Source organism: Leptospira gomenensis, from assembly GCF_004770155.1.
Lineage (GTDB): Bacteria > Spirochaetota > Leptospiria > Leptospirales > Leptospiraceae > Leptospira > Leptospira gomenensis.
On sequence record NZ_RQFA01000007.1, the window covers coordinates 16,513 to 40,749 of the forward strand.

19 protein-coding genes are annotated in these 24,237 nt (G+C 47.1%); 12 read left to right on the top strand and 7 right to left on the bottom strand.

Annotation, left to right across the window (positions count from 1 at the left end; translation table 11 throughout):
* The first annotated feature begins 19 nt into the window (after positions 1-19).
* The 4 genes from EHQ17_RS00535 (at position 20) to EHQ17_RS00550 (ending at position 3,465) form a co-directional block, all read left to right on the top strand.
* Positions 20-847: an SDR family NAD(P)-dependent oxidoreductase gene (locus EHQ17_RS00535; RefSeq protein ID WP_135591159.1), complete on the top strand. Its 828-nt coding sequence runs from the start codon at positions 20-22 to the stop codon at positions 845-847.
* Positions 844-1,758 carry an alpha/beta fold hydrolase gene (locus EHQ17_RS00540; protein WP_135591157.1) on the top strand — a complete coding sequence of 305 codons (915 nt, stop codon included), beginning with the start codon at positions 844-846 and terminating at the stop codon, positions 1,756-1,758. The genes EHQ17_RS00535 and EHQ17_RS00540 overlap by 4 nt, the downstream gene beginning before the upstream one ends.
* A 162-nt stretch (positions 1,759-1,920) precedes the next feature.
* Complete coding sequence (locus EHQ17_RS00545) at positions 1,921-2,940, top strand: hypothetical protein (RefSeq protein WP_135591155.1); 1,020 nt, start codon at positions 1,921-1,923, stop codon at positions 2,938-2,940.
* Positions 2,941-2,955: 15 nt separating this feature from the next.
* Complete coding sequence (locus EHQ17_RS00550; RefSeq protein WP_135591153.1) at positions 2,956-3,465, top strand: C40 family peptidase; 510 nt, start codon at positions 2,956-2,958, stop codon at positions 3,463-3,465.
* A gap of 54 nt (positions 3,466-3,519) precedes the next feature.
* On the opposite strand, the gene EHQ17_RS00555 is transcribed toward EHQ17_RS00550, so the two are convergent.
* The gene (locus tag EHQ17_RS00555) at positions 3,520-4,407 is read right to left on the bottom strand and encodes an alpha/beta fold hydrolase (RefSeq protein ID WP_135591151.1); all 888 of its coding nucleotides are present in this window, start codon (positions 4,405-4,407) and stop codon (positions 3,520-3,522) included.
* Positions 4,408-4,543: 136 nt separating this feature from the next.
* On the opposite strand from EHQ17_RS00555, the gene EHQ17_RS00560 reads away from it, so the two are divergent.
* The 7 genes from EHQ17_RS00560 to EHQ17_RS00590 all read left to right on the top strand — a co-directional run bounded on the left by EHQ17_RS00560 (position 4,544) and on the right by EHQ17_RS00590 (position 14,630).
* Positions 4,544-5,542 (top strand): class I SAM-dependent methyltransferase, encoded by a 999-nt coding sequence (locus EHQ17_RS00560; protein WP_135591149.1) that lies wholly within the window; start codon positions 4,544-4,546, stop codon positions 5,540-5,542.
* 220 nt (positions 5,543-5,762) lie between these two features.
* Positions 5,763-6,893 carry an AraC family transcriptional regulator gene (locus EHQ17_RS00565; RefSeq protein WP_135591147.1) on the top strand — a complete coding sequence of 377 codons (1,131 nt, stop codon included), beginning with the start codon at positions 5,763-5,765 and terminating at the stop codon, positions 6,891-6,893.
* Between the two features lie 96 nt (positions 6,894-6,989).
* The gene (locus EHQ17_RS00570; RefSeq protein ID WP_135591145.1) at positions 6,990-8,114 is read left to right on the top strand and encodes a helix-turn-helix domain-containing protein; all 1,125 of its coding nucleotides are present in this window, start codon (positions 6,990-6,992) and stop codon (positions 8,112-8,114) included.
* Between the two features lie 137 nt (positions 8,115-8,251).
* Complete coding sequence (locus EHQ17_RS00575; RefSeq protein WP_135591143.1) at positions 8,252-10,504, top strand: DUF1566 domain-containing protein; 2,253 nt, start codon at positions 8,252-8,254, stop codon at positions 10,502-10,504.
* Positions 10,505-10,517: 13 nt separating this feature from the next.
* Positions 10,518-11,138 carry an Lcl C-terminal domain-containing protein gene (locus EHQ17_RS00580; protein WP_135591141.1) on the top strand — a complete coding sequence of 207 codons (621 nt, stop codon included), beginning with the start codon at positions 10,518-10,520 and terminating at the stop codon, positions 11,136-11,138.
* A gap of 281 nt (positions 11,139-11,419) precedes the next feature.
* A complete protein-coding gene (locus tag EHQ17_RS00585; protein WP_135591139.1) occupies positions 11,420-12,415 on the top strand; it encodes a hypothetical protein in 996 nt (331 codons plus the stop codon).
* Between the two features lies 1 nt (position 12,416).
* A complete protein-coding gene (locus EHQ17_RS00590) occupies positions 12,417-14,630 on the top strand; it encodes an adenylate/guanylate cyclase domain-containing protein (RefSeq protein ID WP_135736115.1) in 2,214 nt (737 codons plus the stop codon).
* Positions 14,631-14,669: 39 nt separating this feature from the next.
* Here EHQ17_RS00590 and EHQ17_RS00595 read toward each other — a convergent pair whose 3' ends face one another.
* The gene (locus EHQ17_RS00595; RefSeq protein ID WP_135591137.1) at positions 14,670-15,572 is read right to left on the bottom strand and encodes an EAL domain-containing protein; all 903 of its coding nucleotides are present in this window, start codon (positions 15,570-15,572) and stop codon (positions 14,670-14,672) included.
* Between the two features lie 135 nt (positions 15,573-15,707).
* Between EHQ17_RS00595 and EHQ17_RS00600 the strand changes: the two genes are divergently transcribed.
* Complete coding sequence (locus tag EHQ17_RS00600; RefSeq protein WP_135736116.1) at positions 15,708-16,493, top strand: hypothetical protein; 786 nt, start codon at positions 15,708-15,710, stop codon at positions 16,491-16,493.
* Between the two features lie 58 nt (positions 16,494-16,551).
* Here EHQ17_RS00600 and EHQ17_RS00605 read toward each other — a convergent pair whose 3' ends face one another.
* Genes EHQ17_RS00605 through kdpA form a run of 5 tightly spaced genes read right to left on the bottom strand, consistent with a single transcriptional unit; the run spans position 16,552 to position 24,235 of the window.
* The gene (locus EHQ17_RS00605) at positions 16,552-17,250 is read right to left on the bottom strand and encodes a response regulator (RefSeq protein WP_135591133.1); all 699 of its coding nucleotides are present in this window, start codon (positions 17,248-17,250) and stop codon (positions 16,552-16,554) included.
* On the bottom strand, positions 17,243-19,870 hold the full coding sequence (locus EHQ17_RS00610) for a sensor histidine kinase (protein WP_135591131.1): 2,628 nt from the start codon (positions 19,868-19,870) through the stop codon (positions 17,243-17,245). The genes EHQ17_RS00605 and EHQ17_RS00610 overlap by 8 nt, the downstream gene beginning before the upstream one ends.
* A complete protein-coding gene (kdpC, locus tag EHQ17_RS00615; RefSeq protein WP_135591129.1) occupies positions 19,867-20,451 on the bottom strand; it encodes a potassium-transporting ATPase subunit KdpC in 585 nt (194 codons plus the stop codon). The genes EHQ17_RS00610 and kdpC overlap by 4 nt, the downstream gene beginning before the upstream one ends.
* Positions 20,452-20,461: 10 nt before the next feature.
* Positions 20,462-22,546: a potassium-transporting ATPase subunit KdpB gene (gene kdpB / locus EHQ17_RS00620; RefSeq protein ID WP_135591126.1), complete on the bottom strand. Its 2,085-nt coding sequence runs from the start codon at positions 22,544-22,546 to the stop codon at positions 20,462-20,464.
* A gap of 15 nt (positions 22,547-22,561) precedes the next feature.
* The gene (kdpA, locus tag EHQ17_RS00625) at positions 22,562-24,235 is read right to left on the bottom strand and encodes a potassium-transporting ATPase subunit KdpA (protein ID WP_135591124.1); all 1,674 of its coding nucleotides are present in this window, start codon (positions 24,233-24,235) and stop codon (positions 22,562-22,564) included.
* Between the last annotated feature and the right edge of the window lie 2 nt (positions 24,236-24,237).

The following is a 24,237-nucleotide window of genomic DNA, read 5'->3' on the forward strand; positions in this document are numbered from 1 at the left end:
CGAAATCGAGAGAAACGATATGAGCCATTTGACAGGAAAAACGATTTTGATCACCGGAGCCGCGGGAGGGTTCGGAAGGGAACTTACCAAACAACTCCTGGAAAAAGGGGCCGATCTGATCCTTACGGATCTTAATACGCCGGACGCGAACGCCGATTTCTATCTGCTTCGTAGGTGGAACGAAAAGATACGAAACGTTTCTCCGTCCAAATCCCCGGGTAGGATATTGGGAACTTTTTCCGGCGATCTCAGGACGCAGGAAGGATGTAAACAAGTATATCAGAATACTCTAATGTTATCCCCCAAGGGAGTGGACGTTCTGATCAACAACGCCGGGCTTGCGTTTAAAGGCGGATTGTTGGAGGTTCCCGACCGGAATTGGAATCTCATACTGGACGTGAATTTATACGCGCCGATCCACCTTAGCCGTCTGTTCGTGCCGGCGATGTTGGAAAGAAAACAGGGACATATCGTAAATCTTTCTTCCGTGGCGGGTCAGGTCGCACCCGGCGAGTTGATCTACTACTCCGTCTCCAAGTTCGGTATACGCGCGTTAGGCGAGGCGATGGACGCGGACCTGAGAAAAAAGGGGGTCGCGGTGACGAACGTGTATCCGTTTTTTGCGGACACTGGAATCCTAAAATCGCAACAGTTCGGCAAACAACAGGAAATACCCATGTCCATCGTGGACAGTCCGGTGGACGTCGTAAAGGCGATCGTTCGAGGTATGGAAAAGAGAAAGTTGCACGTTTTCCCCGGGATCAAATCGAAGACGATCAGTTTTTTCAACCGAATGGCGCCGAATCTCGTACACAGATTGGCGGGTTTGAGCGATCGTTTTCGATGAAAGGAACCGTTTTTAAGACGACATTCGTCAAAAACGGGAATTTGAGTCTGTTCTTAAAATACAATTCCACCGCGTCGGAGAAACCGGATCGGGAGACGATTCTTTTGATCCACGGTTATCCGGACGAACATTCCACTTGGGACCTACAGATGGAACTTTTGTCGCGCGAGTTCAACGTAGGCGCCTTCGATCTCCGGGGAACGGGAAACTCGGACAAGCCGATCCGTCAAAAGGATTACAACGCCTATCGGTTGTTCGAAGATTTCGAAGCGGTGATCCGTTTTTTGGGAGGAAGCGAACGGATTCATCTAGTCGCACACGATTGGGGCGCGATCCTTTCTTGGGGATTTATCGGTATTTCAAAATATTCTAAACTACTTAAGTCATATACGGCCATGGGAGGTCCGCATCCTCTCCTTTCGTTGCGGTCGATGATCGGTTATCTTTTCAGTTTTCGTCCGGCCAAGATCCTGGTCGCGGTCCGTCAGTCGTTTCTATCCTGGTATATCCTATTTTTCCAGATTCCGTTTTTACCGGAATTGTCGATCCGATGTTTCACAAAACCGATCTGGAAGTATCTGATGTGGGCGGCGGAAATACCGGAAAACGACCCGATACGTTTTATGACCCGGGAGAAAATTCTTTCCAACGCGATTTATCCGGTGAACCTGTATCGGGAACTGCTCCGCGGGAATTTTCCGATTCCGAAGCGGATCACCGTTCCTACGAGGGTTCTCGTTCCGATGAGAGATATGGCGATCCGTCCTGAATCCTACGATTCGCTTTCGGAGGTCTGCGACCGCGTCGAATTTTTCGCAGCGGATTCCAATCATTGGATCCAAAAGGAAATGCCGGAATTCGTCGCGGATAAAATCCGCGATTTCGTTTTAACGAATTCTAAACGAGAGTAACGTGTTTCGGTTCGAATCGTTTCGTGTTTCGAAAGTTTGGATCCGGATCGATCCTGTCCCGCTCGAATCCTTTTCGAAATCATTCGGGGAAAAATCATAGTCAGCAAATCGTTTCGGAAAACCTTAGTATTTTGTCATACTACGGATGTCTGTAACTTCTGCATGAATTCCAATCGAACCTTCTTCCGTTTATCGTTTCCGTTTATCGTTTTCGCGATATTATGTTTTGCTCCTTCCCTGTTCTCCGGGGAAAAGAAAAAAATTCCCGAACTTCAGGAAGTCATTCCTTTCGCCCAAGCTGAATCCGATCTTAAAGCGACCACTCCTGTCACTTCGATCGATCCGAAAAACAAGGAAGAAGCAGCTCGTAGAGTGGATCAAAGAAAAGGAACCTGGAGTTTTCAATGGGGATACAATCGCGATTATTATACGCAGAGCGATATCACGTTCAAAGGTCCCGGTTATAATTTCACTCTTAAGGACATCGTGGCCAAGGACAAACCGGAAAAGTTCGATCCTTCGGTTTATCTGAGTCCCAGCCTTTGGGAAATTCCCCAATACAATTTCCGTTTTACATATTACTTTTCGGATCGTTTCTTCGTCGCGTTCGGACAGGATCATATGAAATATGTGATGAGCCGAGGACAAGCGTCGAACATCTACGGTTATGTGGATCCGCTCGCGATACAAAGGGCGCATCTCGGTACCACTTCCGATTCCGCGGTGTATCTTTATCTGTTTCCGGACGCGTACAAACGTCTCGAAGGATATCACAACGGCGAAACGATCAACGTAACTCCCGACTTTCTCAAGTTCGAACATACGGACGGTCTCAATCTAATTTTTTTGGACGTAGGAATGGTTCAACCGATCTGGGTTTCGACTAACGGCGAACATGCGTTTAGTTTCGTCTCTTCGGTCGGAGGCGGGCCGATCATCTGTAGGAGCGATGTGCGTCTTTTCGGCGAAGGAAAAAACAACCACTTTCATACGTCCGGTTACGGAGTGACAGGATATTTGGCCGGAAGAATGGATCTGTACAAATCCTTCTTTTTCGAAACGGGGGCAAAAGCGGGTTATATCGATCTTCCGGACATATTGACGACGGGACGTTCCAAGGATCACGCGAGTCAGAGTTTCGGATTTTTGGAATTGATCGTCTACGGCGGAGTCAATTTCTAAACGGTCCGATTTACGATGTTCCGTTTCGGTGCGATCGGTTGCGCGATCTTTCTCGTCTTTGCGTCGTTATACGTTTCGTTAAACGGTCAAAAGATCGGATTAAACGACCGCGAACTTCGGGAATATTTTTTACGAAATCATAAACTAGAGATAACTTCCGAAGATACGATCGAGTTGTATCGGGAAGTTCATCGATGGTTGGGGGTTCCTCACAAGGATTTCGGAACGGACGAATCGGGGATCGATTGTTCCGGTTTAACCTCAAAAATCCTCTCCAAAATATACGGTTCGGATTTCAGCGGTCCGAGTTACGCGATGGCCTCGCGGACAAAGCCGATTCCTCAGGAAAAACTGAAGGAAGGGGATCTCGTATTTTTCACGATCTACGGGAACCGGGTGAGCCACGTTGGGATATATCTCAAGGACAGGAAATTCGTTCACGCCTCATCGAAACGCGGAGTAACCATCGGCTCTCTGGACGATACGTATTACGTAAAACATTTCACGTCGGCGGGAAGGCGTTGAGGAAATATTTTAGATTATTTTAAAATTCTAATGTTTTAGAAAAACGGAACGTTTTCAGGCCGAGTGTTTTTCCACGAAGGCCCGGATCAATCCGGTGACCGTTTCCGGTTGTTCGCGATGCGCCCAATGATTACAGTCCAACTTGTGCACTTCCAAGGTTTTGACGTAGTCGTAGACGTTCGCATAAACCTCCGAAGATACTATAAAATCCCGTTCCGGAACGATCAACTGTACGGGAGTTTTGATGTCGGCCGGTTCGGCGATCACGGTTTTACCGAAAAGTAACTCCCGATAAAGATTGATGGGCGCCATCGTAACGGAGTAGACGTCGTTTCTACCGATGGCGCGTAACGGATCGTTTTCGGGAACTCCTCCCAGATCCAGGATCAATTTGTACAACGTTTCCCCGAAATTCCTCCATAGGAACTCGGGGATCATAGGTAGTTGGTAAAACCATATAAACCAGGAACGAAATCCCTGATCGACTACGTTTTTCAGATTTTCCGTTTTTAGGCTGAGAATATCGTCTAACATGCGTTTGCCTGCAAGCCAAGGATGTGGTCCTGCGATCGCAGTAAAAGAACGTACGTATCCGGAATATGCAGGATCACTAATAAACAACCAACCCAGTGCCGCGCCCCAATCGTGTCCGATCCAGTGAACCTTTTTGTCCTTCGATAGAAAACGGACGGCTTCCACGAGATCGGGAAGTATGACGGAATAGTTGTATTCGGATTGTTCGGACGGTTTTGAGGATCTTCCGAATCCGCGTAAGTCCACCGCGCCTAATTTATAGTTCTCTTGGAGAGATTGGATTTGAGAGTCCCAGGTTTTATGCGAATCGGGATAACCGTGAACGAATAATAATACGTCCTTCGATTCGGTTTCCGAATAGGTAAGGAACAACTTGACGTTCCGGTTTTCGATATAGGTATGTTTCAAAAGTTGCCGCCGAGGAATTCGAATCGTTAAAAAACGTCCGACTACCTTCTCCGATTCCCGCAAATTTTCCAGTCTTTTACGGATTCGAAACCGTTGTTCTGATTGGATTTTTGCGCGGATCGTTCATCCTGGTCCTATGTCCGAATCGAATACGGAAACTTCCCCTGTCTCTTCCTCCGGAGATCCGCCGACTATGTTTCGCAATCGTCTTTCCCGTATGGCGAAACACTGGAAGAAGTGGGCGCGTAAAAGAAACATAGAATGTTTTCGAATCTACGATCGCGACATACCGCAGGTTCCGGTTAGCGTCGATTTATACGGACCGTATTGTCAGATATCCGCCTATAAAAATCGTTACGAAATCTCCGAGGAAGAACGGGAAAAAGAGAACGTCGAAATCGGAAATATCGTGGGTGAGGTTTTGGGACTTCCCTCCGATCGAATCTATTGGAAAAAACGGGAACAGAAAAAAGGAAAGGATCAGTACGAAAAACGGGGAACCGACGCGGAACTTTTGGAAGTGGGAGAAGGCGGTCTTCGTTTTTTCGTAAACCTGTCGGATTATTTGGACACTGGTCTTTTTTTGGATCATCGAATCACGAGGGAGATGGTGCGTAAGGAAGCGAAGGGAAAAAAATTTCTGAACCTTTTTTCTTATACTGGTTCGTTTACCGTCTACGCGGCGTCAGGCGGAGCGAGGAGAAGTCTAAGCGTGGATCTTTCGAACACGTATTTATCTTGGTCGTCTGAGAATCTTAGGTTGAACGGATTCTCAGAAACGCAACACCGTCTTCTGCGCGCCGATGCGGTGGAGTGGCTTCGTTCGGAACGAAAAAATCAGGATCGGGAGCGCTTCGATCTGATCGTGGTGGATCCGCCCACGTTTTCGAACAGCAAAAAGATGAACGACGTATTCGACGTTCAACGCGATCATGCGGAAGTTTTGAATCTACTCTATCGCGATTTCGCTTTGCCGGGCGCCGTACTTTATTTCTCCACGAACTTTAGAAAATTCAAATTGTCCGAAACTTCGCTTCTTTGGGATTCGATCAAAAACCTTACCAAGGAAACGCTTCCGGAAGATTTCAGAAACGAGAGAATTCATTTCTGCTGGAGAATGGAGAAATCCTCCTGAGTCGCTCTTTCCGTTTTTAAATGTAAGCAAATGCTCATATACGTTTTTCAAAACGGAATCGTTTCATATCTCTTTCGTTCGAAATAGAACCCATTCCGTTTTCCTTATAGAATGTCATTTTTTTCTATAAATTGGTTTTCGATTTTATAAAGTCAATAGTGCCGCGCCCTCGTTTTCCGTATAATCGGGTTATTCCAAACTTCGAGGTCGCCGTCGATCTATGCCTTCAGAAATTTTTTACGCAACCTCCCTACAATACGTTTTGTTGGGTGTTCTGTCTTTTTTTAAATGGAAGAAAAAGTTTCAAAGAATCCAATCCGTTCTTTTTATCTGTCTCGGATGTAATCTGTTCCTTTTTTCGATCAAAGGAGGTTTGGAACTTAAGTTGTTCAACCGACTCGTGGATTTTCTGTATTCGTTTTTTACGTTTATGGGAACGATATTGATTTGCTCCACGTTCGACGACGAAATCGCGGAAGATAGGCTTTCGGCCCTTTCCGAAACGCAGGGTAAATTCTGGATCCAACAAAAATTGATCCACGGAGGGGCAAAGGCTTGGGGGATCGGTTCCGTTTTTCTGATCTGTTGGAACTCCGAGTTGGCGCGGATCGTTCCGCCTATGATGATCGTAGTGGCTTCGGTTTCGATCGTGGTTCTGATCGTATATTCGATTTATCTTTATTTCTTCTCTAATTTTCGGGATAAAAAGCGGGTAACGATTCTTCTCGGTTTTTGGGCTTTGGTGTTGGCGGGAGAGTTGGCGCAGAATCTTCTTTCATCCGAATTTCATCATTCCGCGTCGATGCTGGGCGGTCTGGTGTTGGCGGTTTTTCCGATTTATACGTTCGGAAGCCTTTTCCTCGATTCCAAGTCCTTTAAGGAGAATCTGGATTCGACGTATCAGGAACGTTTTAAACTGAAACAGAACGAAAAACTTTCCTCGACGTCGTATTATCTTTCCAACATGGATATTAAGGAAATTGAAACTAGGATGTACGAACTTTTCACAAAGGAAAAAGTTTTTTTGGACGAGGACATACGTCTCGGATCCGTCGCGGAGGAATTGGGTCTTTCCACACATCAGCTTTCCGCGTTCATCAATCAACACCTGGGGACGAATTTCAACAACCTGGTCAATCTATTTCGGGTAAAGGAAGCGATCCAGATTTTAAAGGACGAACCGGATCGTTCCATCATTTCCGTAGGGATGGCGGTGGGGTTTAATTCGTTATCCACCTTTCAAAGGGCTTTTTTATCGATCACCAAATCCAGTCCTAAAAAGTTCAGGGAAAACCTGAAAAACGGCGCGACCAGGGACCTTCCGCAAGAGCTTGATTTTTCGAGGAGGTGATTTCGAATCGGAGAATCGAAGGAAATAAATTATGGATCGGTCTCGTTTCGATTTTCGCGAAACGATCGTTATTCGTCGTAATCCTTCGTCAAAAGTATGATGGACCGAATTCTGATCCAATTGGCGAATCAGTATGTGGGATTCGGAGGAATCTTATCCGTATTGTTGGCGCTCATTCATATCATCAAAGGCAGGACGTTCAAAAACGTCGTCTTGTTTCTGATTTTTCTTTCCATGGGGGTTTTTCTCGTCAAAGGCCTCGTCCTGATCAATCAGATGGGGACGCGTTTTTCCCACTTCTTTTCGATCGAAATATTTTTCATCTTCGTCATAGGTCCCTCCTTATACATCTATTTTAATCTGCTCCTATGGGGCGAACGCGTCGGGAAAAAAACCCTTTCGTTCCATTACATCCCTTCGATTTTATTTCTCGTTTTTTATCTCATACATTCCGTTTATTTAATGTATTCCGGGGATTCTCTGGACGATTTAGGGCCCGCCTTTCATTCCAAATACGACTCGATTTACATACTTTCCACTTTTATCACCGTCGGATATATGATCGTCGTCATAGTAAAGTTCATACGTCTGTTTCAGGGAAACTTTTCCAGATATCCGTGGACGATTCATCTCATTCTGCTTATGGCGTTGGGGCTATTCGGGGTGAATCTGCATCTCGCCATCGATTTACGATTCCTGTTTTCCCTGGAGAACGCTTTCGTGGAACTCTACGTTCCCGCGTTATGCGCCTTGTCTTCGACGGTGATCTATGCGTTTTTTATCAGTCAGATTTATCCGATCACCTTCAATATCATTTCGGAGACGTTTCAGAAAGTGCGTTATCAGAACAGCACTTTGTCGAGGATCGATCCGGAGGATCTTAAGTCGAAACTGGAAATTCTCATGAACTCCGAAAAGGTTTTTTTGGAGGAGAATCTGACCTTAGCCAAACTCGCTTCCAAACTACAGGTGAAGCCGCATCAACTTTCGGAATTTCTCAACAACCACCTTCGTAAAAGTTTTTTTCACTACGTCAATAAGCTGAGAATCGAAGAGGCCAGGTTGCGTCTGCTGGAAGCGGAGGAAACTTCGGTGATCAAAACCGCGTTCGAATCCGGCTTTAATTCCCTTTCCGTCTTCAACACGAGTTTTAAGCGGGAGTTCGGAATGACGCCTTCACAATACAAAAAGAAGTTCGGAAAACAAAAGTCCGATTCTTGAAAGGAGGCGGCGTTTCGCCGAAACGGACTTTCAAAAATTTGCATATTGTTTTTGGCCCGGGCGTTCTATAGAATGCGCAGAGATTACGAAAATTCGGTGCTATCTTTTCCTCCGTAAGTTGTTGTTGGAGGTTTTTTATGGATCCGAAGTTTCGGACGACGTTTGGTCGTTCTCATTCCACTCAAAAAGCGAAAATCGTAATCACCTGCTTCCTTCTTTTTCCTCTGCTTCTTTCGAATTGCCTTCAAGGAAACGGAAAAAAAGAGGGAGGACTTTTTTTTCTTCCTTCCGGTTTCACAGTCGTGGAACAATCGGGAGGTTCGAATAATCCTCCGTCGGTACTCGCTCCGACGCCTCCTCCTTCCGTCGGCTCCATCGCGTATTCTTCCGCGAGTACGATTTATCTGAGCGGTCAGTCGGGCGCCGTAGAATTCGCGGACGTTCTTTGGAGCTCCTCTAAAAACGCGTTTTACGAATTGAGATCGGGATCCACGGATTGTACAAACGGGACGATCGAGACGAGCGGTGCGATTTCCGCTTCCACTTCCGTCACTTCGAGAATCCACGCGGTCGCAGGCGTTGTCGCATTAAATTTGGGAGACAACGACGTTCGTATTTGTCTGAAAAGTCCGGACGGATCCTCCCTTTGGGATTCGCATACGGTGCGTGCGGTTCGCGACGATACCGCTCCTTCGGTTTCGTTCACTCCCGCGGCCGGTTCCTACGGATCTTCCGTTCCCAGCGTAACGATCTCCTGTTCGGACACCGGAAACTCGGGTTGTCACAAAACCGCGTTTCGTTCCGGGGGAACCGCTGCATCGATCGCAAACGACGGAACCGCGGCTTCCGGAAATACGATCTATTCTTCCGCGATTTCTTTGACCAATAATACGACAACCGACTTGAGCGCGATCGCGGTGGACAAGGCGGGTAACGTTGGTTCTGCGGTAAGCGCGACTTACGTGGTTTCCGTTGGCAATCCTACGATTACGATCGTGTCCTTGAGCAAAAGCGTTATCAAAGGTTCCGCGAGTTCCGTTCTTAAGTGGAAGTCGGATATCGCGGGGAATTATTCCATTCGATTGGGAGGAACCGATTGTAGTTCGGGAACTTCTCTTACGACCGGATCCGTCGCCGCGAATACGGATACGGATTATACCGTTCTGGGTTCCGACTTGAGTTCAGGTTCCAACGATGTCCGTATCTGCGTTACGACGGCGGGTTCCAACGTGGGAAACAATTCCGCGTCGATCACCCGAGACGACGCGGGTCCCCAGATTATCGCGGTGTCTCCCGCTCTTTCCCCGAACACGACCGCATACGCGTTGAGTACCGGTCAGAGAACGTTCAGCATCACATTTAACGAGGATATGGATACGACTTCATCTCCCAATCCGAAACATATCGATCAAACCACAAGTCCCGAACCCGAAATCAATTGGATCGGCGGAAGCGGAACCTGGAGCAGCGATAAAAGAACGTATACACTCGATCTGAAAAGTAAACTTCCGGAGTGGCATAAGTTTTATTTGAAATATACGAGCGCTTCGTTTACGGATGTTGCGGGTAACGTGATGGTTACTAGTCCGACGGTTGCGGTGACTTCCGGTGCGTTCCGTCTGGATTACGGTACGGCCAACGATACTTCCGTGTTGCTTCCCTCCGGTACGAGGCAGACGACCTGTTCCGATTCGACCGGAACTACGATTTCCTGCGCAGGCACCGGACAAGATGCGGAGATATCCGCGCTTCCTTTCGGATTGATCGCTCCCGGAACTTTGCCGGGTTATCCTTCCGACGTGGTGACCTTGGATACGAGAAACCTACGTTATTGGAAGACCTGTCTATCCGATTACGAATGGAGCGCCGGAACCTGCGTCAAGATCTGTCCAATGGATCAATTCTGGAACGGAACCGCGTGTGTCGCGGACGCGGGAAATCCGTATAAAACGTTCAATCGATCCGTGGAGGATTGTTCCGGGTTGAATAATAGGAATTCCGGAAACGGTTACGCCGGAAAAAAAACGTGGAGGGTTCCTACATTAGCAGAATATTATACGATTCTGGAATTCGGAGGAACGGTCGGTAACGAGACGATTCCGGAAACTTTTTTTCCGGGTTTGTTGCGGAATAACTATCAACGTTATTGGACGAGCACCAACGCTATCACGATCAGCAGTTCCAATCGTTATACACGGACTCCTTCGATCGACGCTCTTTCGAACGGCCCCATCAACTATTCGGGGATTTCCTCCCTGCAGTCCTGGGGAGCTTGGTCTATCTCCGTGTTCGGAGGTGTGACACAACCGAACAATAAACTCAAGGACGTTTCCTGGACGGGCGGAGGCGGCTCTAATTACAATTTTACCTCGATGTGTGTCGCGGAATAACGGGAGAAACGAAATGAAATCGAAACCCTACAAAAGAAGATTCCTAATATTTGGAATTCTAATTCTACTAAAGTTTGTTTTGCCGGTCCACGCTTTGTCGGGCCCGTTCACGGATTTGGGAAACGGAATGATCGAAGACGTCGGAAGCGGATTGATCTGGCAGAAATGTTCCCGAGGTCAAGGCACGACGGTTTGTAGTACGCCGGCGGCTTCTACGAGTAACTGGAACACGGCGCTTTCGTATTGCGGTTCCTTGGGCTTAAACGGAAGAACTTGGAGACTTCCCAGCGTAAAAGAGCTGACCAGCATCGTCGATTACGGAAAGACCGGCGGGAAATACAACCCGACCGTCACCGTGATCAATCCGATCATCAACGGCGTTTATTTTCCGGATACGGCTTACGCGTACTACTGGACTTCCACTTCCGGAATTTCCACGGGAACCAGTCCGAATGTAGGTCACCTTTACGACCCGAGGGAATATACGGGAACGGACAACAACGACATCGCGTATACGATTCCGATCAACACGAAATATCGATCGATGGCGTATATCGTGGATTTTAGAATGGGGGGAGTGATCGAGTTTCCGAAAGCCTCTTCGGCTTATGTTCGTTGTGTGAGCGGACCGTAACACAACCCTATACTTTTCCTTTCGGAGAAGGATTCCGAAATCCGATTCAGAGTCCTTCTCCTTGGCGCTTTCGCGTAACGTTCATTTTTTTCAAGCTCCCGTCCGAACGAAAGGAATCCCGTTTTCAATTCGCAACGGACAATTCAAAAGTTCACAATAATTTCGATTTATAAGTCGCAAGGAGCGTATCTTCCCAAGAGCCAATTCTAATTTGACTTGGACAAACTTTCCAGTTAGAACGGCAAAACAAAAATTCGAAACGAACAAGTAAGGGAAGAGGAATGGATTCAAAAAGACTAATAAAAAGAAATTCGAATGCGGTAAAAAAAGGACTCGGTGCTCGTATCCGACGAGGAATCGTTCCCGTTTCGGCTCTGACGGCCATGTTTTTGATCGGTTATTGCACCGTTCTTGTTCCGAAACTTCTTCGGATGGAAAAAAACATCGACCTTAAAAAGGAAAAAGGAACCGTTTTAGAATATAAAAATATTCCTAAAGGAATGTATACCAAACCGTTCATCATTCCGTTCAGCGAATATCTTTCTGAGATGAGCGACGGAAAAGTGGACGTGGACGCCGTCAATTCCTACACGGTGGGAGGGTATTCGCCGGTTCCGGGATGTAAAAAAACATTAAAATATTCTCATATGTTGGACCCGAAATGTAGATTGGTAAATTCGTGGTGGGGCGTTTATCTGATCTACGACGACTCCGCCGGGAAAGGGGCGGCGTTTATGCTTCAAAACCCTTCCGGCTCCAAATCCGACCTGAACAATCTGAATCGGGAGTCGATCCAAACCGTACCGATGTTGGATCAGAAATTGATCACTTGGTCCAGTCACGAAGGACAAAAGGATTATACTTGGAAGGATTTCGAAAACGAATTCGTTTTTCAACGGATCGGAGAACTTGAGTCCTCCGACTTCCGCGATCTTCAAAAAAGGGAATGGCTTCGTCTTTCCGGAAATTTCAAAACCTTGGCCGCGTTAACCGACACCAAAAAGACGGACATGCATTATCTCAGTTCCATACGCGCCTACGTCGGTTTGCCGGACGAGGAAGTATATAAACAGGTCGATCCTTGGTATTCGTTCACGTTAAAGGGCGAGGTTTTGACCCGTTATTTTCCCTGCGGTAAAAACCCTTTCTGGGCCATCGTATACTATAACGGCAGTAAGTTGAACACGAAGGACGGAACCGCGGTTGACACTTGGCCGGAGATCGAAGGCGAATTCAGAAAATCCCTTTTGTCCCTCAAGTTGGAATGCGGAGAATGAGATGAGAGTTTTTTTTCCTCCTCGTTTTTTCCGATTCCGTTTCTTAAACCGCAGTCTTGGAGGAATACGTTCCTCCGTTTTTTCGGTCGCGTTATTCATAGGAGCGTTTCTTTCTCAGGCGACCTCGTTACAGGCAGAGGTGAAGCAAGGATATCTGGAACTTTCGGACGTATCGCGTCTTTATTCGCTTACCGGAGAATGGAAATTTCTGACCGAAGATAAACCCGAATTTAAGGAGGAGTATTACGACGACTCGTCTTGGAAATATTTTCCGGTCGCAAAGAATTGGCATTTCGAAGGATACAATTACGACGGAGTCGCTTGGTTTCGTATGCGTTTTTTGCCGACTTCGGAGTTCGAGGGAAAAACGTTCGGCATCATGATTCCTTTGGTGGATCACGCCTACGAGGTTTATCTCAACGGAGAGATGATCGGATCACGCGGTGAAATTTCGACCGACGGTAAGTTGATTCGATCCAATACTAGGAACGATTATTTTCCGATTCCCAATTCGTTTATCAAAATCGGGGAGGAAAATACGATCGCCTTTCGGATCCGAAGCGCCGGCGGTCTCGGGGGGTTCGTGTTCTCCGACTTTTATTTCGGAGAAGACGGAAGGGTTCGGGAGAAGTTCTACGCGTTTCTTTTGTGGTTCGGATCGATCGCGGGCATTTTCTTTTTCGGGGGAATGTATCACTGGTTTCTCTTTCTGGGAAGAAAGGCTGAGAAGCAGTATTTTTATTTCGGTTGTCTCTCCATTGTCGCGGGAATGCAGACGATGGGGATCAAAACCTTGGGGTTCTGGGTTTGGGACAACACTTGGTTCAACCTTTATCTGAACGCGACCGGAATCATACTTTTTCCGTATTTATCCTTTCTCTTTTTCGAAAGTTTTTTCGAATACCGAAGAAATCTATTCATACGGATTTCCCAGGCGACCGCAATCGTCGTTTTTGGAATATTCAATTTATCTTATTTACCGATAATGATCGGAGGTTTCGAGGATCCGTATCTTTATTACGGAATTTTCTGGAGATACGTCCTGGCTCTCGCTCTTTTGAACAACGCTCTCGCGATGCCGTACGCGTTGTACATCACCGTTTCTGCGATCCGAAAGGGGGCGCTCGGAGGACGGACCATTCTCGCGGGATTTTTGGCGTTCGGAGGGTTTTTGATCCATGGAATTCTTTCCTATGTGGGGATAATCGCAAACGAAACGTATTTCGAAATCGGGTTTCTACTTTTTGTCACGAGTATGGCCGTCGCGATGGCGTTCAAATTCTCGAAATTACACAACGAATCGGATCGGCTCAACCGGGAGTTGAACGTGAAAAACAAGGAGCTGATCACTCTTTACGTTTCCTACGCGCGTTTTGTTCCCAAAGAATTTCTGCTCAACCTGGGTAAGGAATCCATTTTGGACGTAAAGTTGGGGGATCAGATAGAAAAAGAAATGACGATCCTTTTCTCCGACATTCGATCCTTTACGGAACTTTCCGAAAAAATGACGCCGGAAGAGAATTTCAACTTCATCAACTCCTATCTCAAACGAATGAGTCCGATCATTCAGTTGAACAACGGTTATATCGATAAGTTTTTGGGGGACGGAATCATGGCCCTATTTCAGCAGAAGGTGGACGACGCGCTTACGGCGGCCATAGAAATGCAGAAATACATGATCACATACAACGAATACAGGAATAAACGCAATTATATTCCGATTCGAATCGGAATAGGATTACATTATGGAAAATTAATGTTGGGTACGATCGGAGGCGAGGAACGGATGGAGGGCACCGTCATATCCGACGCGGTCAACCTCGCATCCAGAATCGAAAGTCTCACGAAATTGTACGGAAGCGATATAATCGTCAGCGAACGCGCGTTATTCGGTATGGACGATCCCGACAAATTCCATTATAGGATGCTCGATACAGTGAGCGTAAAGGGCAAAAAGGATCCGGTTTCCGTTTTCGAAATATTCGACGGATTATCCGAGGAGGATCTGCGTTTGAAGTTGGATACGAAAGCCGTTTTCGAAAAGGGAATCGGACACTATAGATCGCAGGAGTTTCGGGAAAGTTTGGTCCGATTTCAAGAGGTTCTGCGGGTCAATCCGAAGGATACTGCCGCGAAACTGTTCGCCCTGCGATGCGAGCAGGCGATTCAATACGGGGTTCGCGAGAATTGGGATTCGATATCCAGACTGACGTAGATAAATAAAGAAAGTATGTTCGGGCCGCGGACTTTTTGGTCACACGGTCCGATTTCTGGAACGGAATAAAAAACCCTGAACCAAAGGAAATCTCATTTCGGCGGCGATATCGAGATCCTCGCTCGTTTCTATCCCCTCTAAAATACAAAGAATTCCGGATTCGCGTGCGAAATCCAAAAAACCCCAAACAAGATTTTTATAACTTTCCTTGGTTTTGAATAGGCGGAGCCAGTGTTTATCGAACTTTATATAATTTGAATATTCCAAAAAATCGAAACAGAAAAGATGATTCGGTCCACCCACGTCGTCCAGAGCAAGACGAGCTCCCGATTTCTTGAGCGCGCTTAGGCAGAAACGGGTCTCTTCGATCCGGGTCGAATCGGTGTTCTCTATCACTTCGCACACCGTGTCCGAACCCTGATGAAAAATAGAACGCCAAAACGAGGCTTGTTCCTCGTTTCTACAAACGTGAGGATCCAAGTTGAGGAATAATTTGCGGTATTGAGGGCGATTGGCGATTTGAAAAAGTTTGAGCTCCCGTTCTAAACGAAAGAAAAGATCCGGATCTTCGTGAAGTTCCGCGAAAACCAGGTCGGGAGGAACGGAGGTTCCGTCAAAACGGAATCGTGCGAGCGCTTCGTAAGCATATACTTCACCGGTTTCCAACGAAAGAATCGGTTGATATTCGGTGTGAAAACTTTTCTCGTCTAACACGCGTTTTACTTTTTCGAAAAACGGGAAATTCGGATCCAACTCCTCTCTCGGAGAAGATTCGGAAAAAGATTCAGATTCCGCAGAGGCGGTTTCTTCGATGAGTTTTTCTAAACCAAGAGGAGGGGAACGGATGGAGAATAATTTTCGAACGATCTCCGCGTCCAAGTAGGACGGAATACGCATGGTAGACAAATCGTTGTTAGGTGGGATACGCAACATTCGATTCATGGATGACCTCTTTTTCTCCAGAATAAAAATCGGTTCCAATCGGTCAAGATTTATGAGAATGAAACTCAATATCATTAATGAAATAGAATTCCTCAAATCGCCAAACGGCGGCCTCCTAAAGGAGTTCGTTTTTGATTGCCACCTCACCTCGAAAGAAAAATCGTTTTCTATATCTCCATGAATTTCGAAATATCCGCAACGTTTAGAAGATTGGCTCGCGTCGCAGTCGTCGTCGTTTTAACGTCGCAGGCCTTATTTGCGGATCATTCGTCTCCTTCCGACGAGATACAACCGGAGTTGAGGGAACGAAAGAGAATCTACTTGGGCGGATTCGGAATTCGGGAACTTTCCTGGTTTCAAGTAGGGTACAATCTAAGTCCGCGTTTTTCCCTTTCGTTTTCGTTTCATCAAAGACATAAGGCCAATCATTTCGATTTGGATCGAACCGGGTTTCCGCCGGGAGGGACTTCCTTCTCCCTTCGGAATCTTGATTTTACTCTCAATCAATATACGATCGCACTGGAATGGTTCCCGTTTTCCAATCCGTATTTTTTGAGCGTCGGTTTGGGACAGGAATCCTATTTTCAAAGGGATACGAAGAACGAGTTCTCCGTTTATTCGGACGGTTCCGCGGACGGAAGAGCCTGGACGTATTCGATAGACAATCGTAGATTTTTTCTCGCTCCCGGCGCGGGTTTACGTTATGTGTTCTCTTCCGGTTTATATCTGAACGGAGGATTTTCGGTTCTTTTCTTTTTGAACGACTCCGGGCGAGTTCATCGGGAAAATTTCGCCTTTTACGGTCAGAGACCGGATCCAGTCGTTTCGGAAAGGCTCTGGAAGGACGGAAAGGAGCAGGAGCGCGATCGCGCCCGAGGTATAGGAGTTCAGTTGTTTCTTTCGGCTGGAATTTCGATTTAGTAGTATAGATTATTTTAATATTTTAATTTTATTGATCGATTTTTATTCGGAAGAATCCCTATTCCATGTGAACCGCTAAACGATATCCCACGCCCGGTTCGGTCAGGATCAATTCCGGGTTGGAGGGATCGGATTCTATTTTTTTCCGTAGACCGGCCACGTGAACCCGCAACGGACCGGATTCGTTTTTGGCCATAGGTCCCCAGATGTGACGGATGATCTGTTCCTGAGTGAGAACCTTGCCGGCGTGTCGTATTAATAAGGTCAAAAACGAGTATTCTATCGGAGTCAGGTGTATCTCCGATCCGGAAGAGATAACTTTTCTTGCGGCAAGATCCACGTAAAGATTTCCGGAACGGAAAAAAGGGGAACCCGGTTCTTGGGCCTTATTCCGTAAGGCCACTCTGATTCTCGCCAATAACTCGCCCATACTAAACGGTTTCGTAATATAGTCGTCCGCGCCCGCGTCCAGGAGGGAAATTTTTTCCGGATCGGAGCCTAACACCGATAAGACGATGACGGGGGTTTCGCTCCAGGATCTGATTTCGCGTAACGCTTCTATTCCGTGTCCGTCGGGGAATTGAAGGTCCAACAAAATCACGTCCGGGGAACGGTTTGCTGTTTCGAGAATCGTCGCACGCACCGTGTCTGCTTCCAACGTATCGTAATGCGCCGCGGTCAAACTGATCCGTATCATTTTGCGGATCCGATCGTCGTCGTCCGCTATCAATATTCTAGGTCGGTTCGTATCAGCCATGTTTGATCGGTATTTCTATGAGGAACCTCGCCCCGCCTTGTTTTCTGTTTTCTGCGACCAACTTTCCGCCGTGGGTTTCAACGATGGATCTACTGATCGAAAGTCCTAATCCGCTTCCTATATGACTCCGATTATTCCCTCTATAGAACTTGTCGAAAATTTTTTCCAAATCTTCGACGGGAATCCCCGGGCCTTCGTCCTCGATGGCATAACGGATCCCTTCCTCTTCCGAAATCAACTCGATCACAACGGGAGAACCTTGCGGAGAAATCTGCACCGCGTTGAATACCACGTTAAAGAGAGCCTGTTCCATAAGCGTGAAATCCATCCAGACGGGAACGACTTTTTCGGGAATTCGAATGATACAACGACTTCCTTTTACCGTTTGTCTTAATCGGCGGACGACGACATGGATCAGGTCGGAAGGATCGTGCCAATCTTCGCGTAGTTTCAAAAATCCGGATTCGTAGCGACTCATATCCAAAAGATTTCCCAACAGAAGATTGAGAATCATGCTGCTCTCGTTGATTTCGCTTAACAATTCCCGTCTGGCTTCGGGAGAATACTCCATTTCCGGTTCCAACAACGCGGTGACGGCTCCGCGTATCGAAGAAAGGGGGGTTTTGAGCTCGTGCGATAAGGAGTTGAAAATGATCGTATAAAGACGCTCCGATTGATTCGCAAGATATCTCGTTCTCGTTTCCTCCGATAGAAATTCCCGTTCGAGAGCGAGGGCGATCTGATTTCCCATGGTGAGCAAAAGATTTTCCTGATCCAGATTCAGTTTTGAGGAAAGAAGAATTCCGATGGCGCCGATGACTTTGCCCGGAGCGACCAAAGGAAAATACGTTCCTAAGGATAAGGATAACGTATCCGTAAACTTACCGGCGGCGGTTCTGTTTTTGTAGGCCCAGTTTGCGACCGCGGTTTCTTTCGCGTCCGGAAAAAAATTTCCCGCTCTGGAAGAGTTGGAATCGATGTTTCCTTGATTCTCTAAAATGACCGTAGCTTCGGTTTGAAATACTTTTTTCAGATATTTCGCTCCTATCTCGGAGATTCCGCGTATTTCTCTTGCGTGTCCCAATTCTTTGGAAAGCTCGAATAACGTGGTTAAACGAAGTTCGCGATTGACGAGAATTTTCTCCTTTTGTCTTAACCTCGAAGTCACGTTTCCGATGACGATGGAAATAAAAAGAAAGGAACCGAACATCAATGCGTCTTCCAGTTTTTCTATGAAGAAGGTGTATTTGGGAGGTATAAATAGGAAGTCCCAGAAAATACCCGACAACAATCCCGCGAGAACGGTGGGTCCTTTCGAAAAAAAAGATCCGATTCCCGAAACGAAAAAAAGATATAAAAAGGAAATACTCCAATATCCGACGATCGGCTCCAAAAAAAGTCCGATACAAGTCGCGAAAAGTATCAATGCGGTCGAGGCGAAGTATCGTTTACCGCCAGATGAAATCCTTAAAAACCGGGCCAACGGATTTTCCTGATCGGAAGCCGAAACCGCGTCGTGAGGAACGAGGTTTAACTCGAAATTCGCCGAGGAACGGGCCAATTTTAACGCGGGGGAATTCCACCACTTCCACCAAGGAATATTCGATTTTCCTAATACGACTCTGGTTATATTCTTTTGTTCGGCGACTTTGAGGATGGCGTCCGCCGGATCCTCCTCCGCGTAATAAAGAATTTCCGCGCCCAACTCCCTCGCAAAAGCCAGGTTTTTTTCCAATTGACTTAGACTATTCTTGGATAAATTTTCCCGCGTTTGATTGTATATGGCGTAGAGTTCTCCGTTGCGTTCGTAAGTGAGACGTTTCGCATAACGTAACAAAGAATACGAACCGGGACTCGGGCCGATCGCCGCGAGTATTTTTTCCTTGAATTTCGAGGAACCGGTAGAAGCGTTTACGTGTCTTGCGGTGTAATTGAGCGCGGTTTCCCGCAGAAAGGTCAAATTCTCCTTCTTAAAAAAATGATCCCCCGCCTGATCCGCTTTTTCGGGAACGTAAATTTTCCCGTCCTGAAGACGTTTTCTTAGATCGTCAGGAGAAAGATCGATGAGCACGATCTCGTCCGCCAAGTCCAATACGGAATCGGGAATCGTTTCCCGAATTTTTATCGAAGTCGTTTTTTCCACGGCCTCGACCTGACTTTCAAGGTGTTGTACGTTCAACGTGGTGAATACGTCTATGTTGTGTTTTAGTATCTCCAACACATCCTGATATCGTTTGTTGTGCCTGCTTCCGGGAATATTCGTATGCGCGAATTCATCCACGAGCACCACTTCCGGATTTCTTTTTAATACGAAATCCAGATCCATCTCTTCGAAATCCAAATCCCTATGTTTCAGCTTTTTTCTGGGAAGAATCTCCAAACCTTCCAAAAGGGACTCGGTTTCCTTTCTTCCGTGGGTTTCGACATAACCCACGACGACGTCTATACCTTCCCGTTTCAGAGTTATGGCGGCATTCAACATCGCATAGGTTTTTCCGGCTCCCGCCGCCATGCCGAAAAACACTTTCAATTTTCCTAATGCGGATTTTTTCTCTTCGGCTTGGATTTTTCTGAGCAATTCATCCGGGTTTTCCCGGTCGTTTTCGCCGCGATCCGTCATCGTTCGATTTTTCCGAATTCCGAATCCAATTGCAAGTTCAATCGCAGAACGTTGATTCTATTCTCGCCGATAAAACCGAAGTCGGATTTTTCGACGGAGGCCTCGATCATTCCCCTTAGTTTTTTTATCCGCTCCGTATCGAGTTTGCGAGCTTTTGCGACCCGCTCCCATTGAAAGAAAACCGATGCGGGCGAGACGTGCGGGTCCAATCCGGATCCGCTCGTAAAAAGAAGTTCCGCGGGAATTTCCGTTTTACCGGGATGGCTATTCAAAAGGAAATTTTTTCTTTCCAAAACTTTTTCCTTAAACGAAGAATTCGTCGGAGAGGCGTTGGAGGCTCCCGATGCTACCGCCGAATAATCGGAAGCGGAAGGCCTCGGCCAAAAGTATTCGTTTTTCGTGAATTTCTGGGCCAACAATTCCGAACCGAGGATCAATTCGCCGGAACGAACTAGGCTTCCTCCGGATTGAAACGGAAAAAACCGCTCTGCGAATCCCGTTACGGTCAGGGGATATAAAATTCCGGTGACGAACGTTAAAAATATAAACGTCCTGAACGAAGTCGATACGAACTTCAACATGGATTTCTCCTTAAGCGATTCCTAATATGATTAAAAAAACGTCGATGAGTTTTATTCCTATAAACGGAGTTAGGATTCCCCCTAAACCGAATATCAGCAGATTGCGTCCGAGAATTTTATCCGGTCCTAACGGTTTGTAGGCGACACCTTTGAGTGCGAGTGGTATCAGCGCCGGAATAACGAGCGCGTTAAAGATGACTGCGCTTAATACTGCGCTTTGAGGCGAATGTAAACTCATCAAGTTCAACGCGGAGAGCGGCCCCGCGTTCGATCCGGCTGAGGCGTAGTAAGCGCCGAATAATGCGGGAAGGATCGCGAAGTATTTCGCTACATCGTTGGCGATGCTGAAGGTGGTCAAGGCTCCTCTCGTCATCAGAAGTTGTTTGCCTATTTCGACGATCTCTATCAGTTTACTCGGATTGCTGTCGAGATCGATCATATTGCCGGCCTCGCGTGCGGTCTGTGTACCGGTGTTCATCGCGACGCCTACGTCCGATTGAGCCAAGGCCGGGGCGTCGTTGGTGCCGTCCCCGATCATCGCGACGAGATAACCTTTCGACTGTTGTTCGCGTATTTTTTCGAGTTTGGTTTCCGGGGTCGCTTCCGCGAGAAAATCGTCCACGCCGGCTTCGGCGGCGATTGCGGCGGCGGTCAATTGATTGTCTCCGGTGATCATCACCGTACGGATACCCATGGTTCTAAGGCTGGCGAAACGCTCCTTCAACCCTCCTTTGACTATATCCTTTAATTCTATAACACCGATTAGACGGTCATCTTCGGCGACTAGAATCGGCGTGCTTCCGCGTTTCGATATCTCTCGAATCCGTTCCTCCATATCCTCGGAGATTTTTCGATTATAGTTGTAGAGATAGTTCCTGACCGCGTCACCGGCTCCTTTGCGGATCCTTCGTATCACGGTGCCTTCCTTCTTTAAATCCACTCCGCTCATTTTCGTGGAAGCGCTGAAAGGGATGAACTCTCCTTCCATTTCGGCCAGATTCCGTTCCCGAAAGCCGAATTTTTCTTTCGCCAATACGACGATCGATCTTCCTTCCGGAGTTTCGTCCGCTAAAGAGGAGAGCTGCGCTACGTCAGCGAGATATTTTTCCTCCACTCCGCTCGCCGGAAAGAATGCCCTTGCTTCGCGGTCGCCTAACGTGATGGTTCCGGTTTTGTCCAAAAGAAGAATGTCGATATCCCCCGCCGCTTCGATGGCTTTTCCGCTTTTGGAGATCACGTTAAAACGAATCAGACGTTCCATTCCGGAAATTCCGATCGCGGAAAGCAGGCCTGCGATCGTTGTAGGTATCAGACATACCAACAATGATATCAGAATCGGAATCGATAGATCCGCATTCACGCCGCCTTCCTTTGCCACGAACGTCGCGAAAAAAGGAAGACTCATCACAGCGATCAAAAATATAAAAGACAATCCGGAGAGAAGCATGGTCAACGCGATCTCGTTGGGAGTCTTTTGGCGTTTTGCTCCTTCCACTAAGGCGATCATCTTGTCCAAAAACGTATTTCCCTGTTCGGCGGTAATACGGATGAAGATCCTATCGCTCAATACTCTCGTTCCTCCCGTGACCGCGCTTCTGTCTCCGCCGCTTTCGCGCACGACGGGAGCGGATTCGCCGGTGATCGCCGATTCGTCCACGCTTGCGATTCCTTCCGTGATTTCTCCGTCTCCCGGTATCATATCTCCCGCTTCGCATACTACTATATCACCGATTCTTAATGTACTTCCGGATACGTCGGTTATGATTCCGTTATCGATCTTCTTGGCGACGATATTGGTTCTGGTTTTTTTGAGGCTGTCGGTTCTCGCTTTTCCTCTTCCTTCCGCTATCGCTTCGGCAAAGTTTGCGAACAACACGGTAAACCAAAGCCAAAGGGCGATTTGCAGATGGAACAAAGAAAAATTTCCGTTATAAAGATCCCTAAAAAAAATCCAGGAGACCAGCAGGGCTCCCAGATACACGACGAACATCACAGGGTTTTTGGTTTGAGAGCTTATCCCCAATTTCTTGAGGGAGTTCGTTATGGATTCGCGAAAAACCCCGGATTCGAAAAATACTTGTGATCTGCGGCTCATCGAATTCTCCTTTTCCTAAAACGTTTTTTCTTGTAACATTAGAAAATGCTCAAGTATCGGTCCGATGGTCAAGGCCGGAAAAAAAGTGAGAGCCCCTACGATTACGATTACCGATAGTAAGAGAAGGTAAAAAATTCCGCCTTCCATAGAAAAGGATCCATCGGATGATTGTTCCGATCTTTTTTTTACCGCTAAATTTCCGGCGATCGCGAGCACGGGTAGGATCACTCCGAACCGGCCGATCAACATCGAAACCGCGAGCGTTACGTTGTAGTAGGGCGTATTCGCGTTTAATCCCGCGAAGGCGCTTCCGTTGTTTCCCGCCGCGGAGGAGAACGCATACAACACTTCGGAAAATCCGTGAGGTCCGCGATTGCCGATCGAAACGAGGGCTTCCGGAAAACTTACCGTGATCGCGGTGAACAATAGAATCGTCGTTGAAGGTAGAAGGATTCCCAGGATCGACATTTGGATCTCTTTTTTTTCCACTTTTTTTCCGGCGTATTCCGGGCTTCTTCCGACCATAATTCCGCTTAAAAAAACCGTAAGAAAGACGAACAGTATCATTCCGTATGTTCCGGAGCCCACACCTCCGAAAACGATTTCGCCTAATTGAATATTCAATATTTCTACTAGACCTGCGAGCGGGGAAAAACTGTCGTGCATCGAGTTGACCGATCCGTTCGAAGCCGCAGTGGTCGAAGCCGCCCAAAGCGCGCTGCTCGAAATTCCGAATCTGGTTTCTTTTCCTTCCCAAAATCCGAACGATCCCGATAAAGAGTTGTACGAAGTTTCAGAAATCCATATCGTCAAAAAACCAGCGAATAGTATCGTGAACATAACTCCGAAAATCACCCAAGCGTGCCTAACGTTTCCGAGGATACGCCCGTATAAAAAAACGCAGGCGCCGGGGAGCAATAGAATCGAAATTATTTGCAGGAAATTTGACATAGGCGTCGGATTTTCGAACGGATGCGCTCCGTTTACTCCGAAAAAACCTCCGCCGTTGGTTCCCAACTGTTTGATCGCTATCTGAGAAGCCGCCGGCCCTAAAGGAATCGTCTGCGGAATTTTCTCGAGCGTCACCGCTTGCACGTAGGCGTCGAACGTCTGTACCGTTCCGTTGGCGGTTAATACGAGCGCTAATACGAACGAAATTGGTAAAAGGACGTATAACGTTCCTCGAACGAGGTCCTTCCAAAAGTTTCCCAAGTCAGCGGACGAATCCGCTTTGAGTCCTCGCGCGAGTGCGACCAAAACGCAAAAGCCGGTCGCCGCACTTACGAAGTTTTGAGTCGTCAGTCCCGTCATTTGGGAAAAATAACTCAACGTCGATTCTCCGCTGTAGGACTGCCAATTCGTATTCGTGCCAAAACTGATCGCAGTGTTCAACGCGAGATAAGGATCCAATCCGGGAAAGTTTTGCGGATTTAACGGCAATACGTGTTGGAATATGAGGATCAGGAACAACACAAAGATTCCTAGGACGTGGAACGATAAAAGCGAAGCCGCGTATTCCTTCCAGTCCATTCCCTTTTCGGGATCGATTCCGCAGAATTTATAGATAGTTTCCTCGAATCGAAACACTTCTTTCGATCCGAATACCCTATATAAATACATTCCCAAAACGGGGGAAGATAACGTAATCGTAAAAAATACGATCGATACTTGAATCCATTCCGTTGCCATAA